General features: G+C 68.6%; 3 protein-coding genes. 1 reads left to right on the forward strand and 2 read right to left on the reverse strand.

The features are described from left to right. On the forward strand, positions 1–1,219 hold a 1,219-nt coding region (locus tag ACRDPN_RS11060), incomplete at its 5' end, for a trimethylamine methyltransferase family protein (RefSeq protein ID WP_431447596.1). Positions 1,220–1,231: 12 nt separating this feature from the next. Here ACRDPN_RS11060 and ACRDPN_RS11065 read toward each other — a convergent pair. Further along, a complete protein-coding gene (locus ACRDPN_RS11065) occupies positions 1,232–2,152 on the reverse strand; it encodes an RNA polymerase sigma-70 factor (protein WP_431447599.1) in 921 nt (306 codons plus the stop codon). Between the two features lies 1 nt (position 2,153). After that, on the reverse strand, positions 2,154–3,086 hold the full coding sequence (locus tag ACRDPN_RS11070) for an NAD-dependent epimerase/dehydratase family protein (RefSeq protein ID WP_431447602.1): 933 nt from the start codon (positions 3,084–3,086) through the stop codon (positions 2,154–2,156). Positions 3,087–3,199 lie beyond the last annotated feature (113 nt).

A 3,199-nucleotide genomic window follows, 5' to 3' on the forward strand; every position in this document is an offset into this window, starting at 1 on the left:
CGACGTCCAGGCGCGCAACCCGGAGAACAACGTCCACATCGGCGGCGACTCGATGGCTTTCGGCGCGGTGTACGGCCCGCCGTTCGTGCGTCAGGGCGACGTGCGCCGCGACGCCACCATGGACGACTTCCGCAACTTCACCCGGCTCGCCCAGAGCTACTCGGTGCTCGACTCCGCCGGTGGCGTGATCTGCGAGCCGAACGACACCCCGCTCGACAGCCGGCACCTCGACATGACGTACGCGCTGCAGACCCTGACCGACAAGATCTACATGGGCAACGTGGTCTCCGGCGTCAATGCGGCCGACACCATCGCCATGGGCTCGATCCTGTTCGGCGGGCGCGACAAGATCGAGCACACACCGGCGTCGATCTCGCTGATCAACTGCAACTCGCCTCTGAAGTGGGACGACCGGATGCTCGAGGCCCAGTTCGAGTACTCCGCGGCGGGCCAGCCGGTAGTGCTGACGCCGTTCATCCTCATGGGCGCGATGTCGCCGGTCACCATCCCGGCCGCGCTGGTGCAGCAGATCACCGAGGCGCTGTCGGGCATCGCGCTCTCCCAGCTGATCCGCCCGGGCACACCGGTGATCTTCGGGTCGTTCCTGTCCAACATCGACATGCAGTCCGGGTCGCCGACGTTCGGCACTCCCGAGTCGGGCATCGGCCTGCTCTGCACCGGCCAGATCGCGCGGCACTTCGGGCTCCCGTTCCGCACCGGCGGCGGCCTGACGTCGTCGCAGGTGCCCGACGCCCAGGCCGGGTACGAGGCACTGATGACGATGCTGCCGACCTTCCTCGCGGGAGCGAACTGGGTGATGCACTCGGCCGGGTGGCTCGAGGGCGGCCTGGTGGCCGGCTACGAGAAGTTCATCGTCGACATCGAGATCCTGCAGATGATGCAGGCCGAGTTCACACCGTTGGAGATCACCGAGGAGTCGATGGCGTTCGGCGCGCACGAGGAGGTCGGCCACGGCGGCCACTTCCTCGGCGCGATGCACACCATGGAGCGCTTCCGCACCTGCTTCTACCGTCCGCTGCTCTCGTCCTCGGAGAACTATGAGCGCTGGATGCGCGGCGGCGGCATCGACGCGGCCCACCGCGCCGAGAAGATCTACACCGACACCCTCGAGGCCTACGAGCCCCCGCCCCTCGACGACGCCATCCGCCAGGAGCTCGAGGAGTATGTCGTGCGGCGCCGCAAGGAGCTCGGCGACTAGAACTGGAAGGGGTCACGTCCGCCGGCGAGCCTGCAGCGCCTCGCGGGCGAGCGCCCTGGCGTCGGCCACCGGACCCACGTGCCGGAGCTTGTCCGGGTTGCTCACCGCGCGGATCGTCTGGATCCGACCATCAAGTACGTCGAGCGTCATGGTGTTGATCACCTTGTCGTCCCTGTCGCGGAGGATCGCGCCCGGCTGGCCGTTCATCTCGTGTGGCTCCACTCTCGCGTCGAGAATGGCGAGCACCGGGATGAGCGACTCGAGCACGCGTGCCACGTTGTCCGCGCCGATCACGCCCTTGGCGAACGCTGGAGCCTTGCCGCCGCCGTCTCCGATCACCTGGACGTCAGCGGCGAGCAGCTCCCGCAGGCCCTCGACGTCGCCTTCCCTGAGCGCATCGAAGAACCGCGCCGCCAGCGCCTCCCGCTCCCTGCGGTCCGCCTCGAACCGAGGGCGTCCCGCGTCCATGTGGCGTCGCGCCCGGACCGCAAGCTGGCGGCACGCCGCATCCGACCTGCCCACCGCCGACGCGACTTCGGGGAAGCCGAAACCGAACACCTCGCGCAGCACGAAGACCGCCCGCTCGAGCGGGCTGAGCCGCTCGAGCAGCAACAGGGCCGCCATCGACACCGAGTCGGCCAGCTCCGCCGACCGCGACGGATCCTCATAGGGGTCGGTGAGAAGCGGCTCGGGGAACCACTGCCCGACGTACGTCTCCCGCCGGACGCGTGCCGATCGCAACACGTCGATCGAGATCCGGGTCACCACGGCCGAGAGGAATGCCTTGGCCGACGTGGGCTGTGTCGGGGAGGACTCGTACCGTAGCCACGTCTCCTGGACCGCATCCTCGGCCTCGGACACGCTGCCGAGGATCCGGTAAGCGATCGAGAACAGCAGCGGCCGCAGCTCCTCGAACTCCTCCAGCCTGGTCATGTCAGCCCTCTTCCTTGAAGCCCTCGCGCCACGTGGGATAGCGCAGCTCCCAGCCGAGCTCCCGTTTGGCCTTGGCGTTGGAGAAGGGACGCCCCTCGGTCATGATCGCCACCCCCATGTCGCCCGCCAGCGGCCGGACCAGCCACGTGGGGATCCGCAGCGGCCGCTTCGCCCCCACGCACGTGGCCAGATGAGGCAGCCACTCGCTGACCGCTGCCGGTTCGTCGTCGACGATGTTGAACACGCCCGTCGCCTTGTTCTCCACGGCAAGGACGGTAGCGCTCGCCGCATCGTCGACATGCACCCACGAGAAGCAGCCGGTGCCGCCCCCGATGATCGGAAGTCTGCGCTTGCGCACGAGCTCGATCTGGCCCTCGACGCCGCCACCTGGACCGTAGAACCCGCCGTAGCGCAGGGCAGCGCCGCCGGCGTTGACGACCACGCCTTCGACGTGGTGGAGCGGCTCCGCCATCATGCGGAACTTCGCCGGCAACTCCGGCAGCGGCAGCTGCTCCTCCTCGGTCACCAATCCGCGCTCGCGGTTCGCGGGCCAGGTGGCGACGCTCTGCGCCACGATGTGGGGTACTCCGTTCGCCTCGGCGGCGGCCAGCAGATGGTCCGTCCCCTCGACGCGAAGCCGATTGGTGACGGCGCCGAACCGCTCGGGGTGCCTGAAGTTTGGCTTGCCGGCGTGCGCGAAGGAGAGTCCGGTCATCTGGTGCACGATCGTGTCCGGCCTGGCCTTGGCCACCGCCTCGTCGACCGCAGCCGCATCCAGCCCGTCCATCACGATGCCCTCAGCCCCGAGCTGCTCCAGCAGCCTCAGCTTGTCCGCGCCCGTCGTCGTCGCCGTCACCTGATGGCCTCGCGCCACGAGCTGTGGCACCAGCCGTCTGCCGATGGCCCCGGTTCCGCCCGCCACGAACACCCGCATGACCGTCACCTTTCAGTGGCCGAAAATCTGTCTGACTCCAAGACGAGACAGCCCCAGCCATCTGTGACATCGCGCAGCAGACAGCCAGCGTCACATGGGGGAGTTACGTTCAG

The organism is Aeromicrobium sp. (assembly GCF_050700635.1).
Taxonomy (GTDB): Bacteria; Actinomycetota; Actinomycetes; order Propionibacteriales; family Nocardioidaceae; genus Aeromicrobium.

Coding starts and splice junctions, on each gene's coding strand:
- ACRDPN_RS11065 (WP_431447599.1), bottom strand. CDS start 2,152: ATGACCAGGCTGGAGGAGTTCGAGGAGCTGCGGCCGCTGCTGTTCTCG.
- ACRDPN_RS11070 (WP_431447602.1), bottom strand. CDS start 3,086: ATGCGGGTGTTCGTGGCGGGCGGAACCGGGGCCATCGGCAGACGGCTG.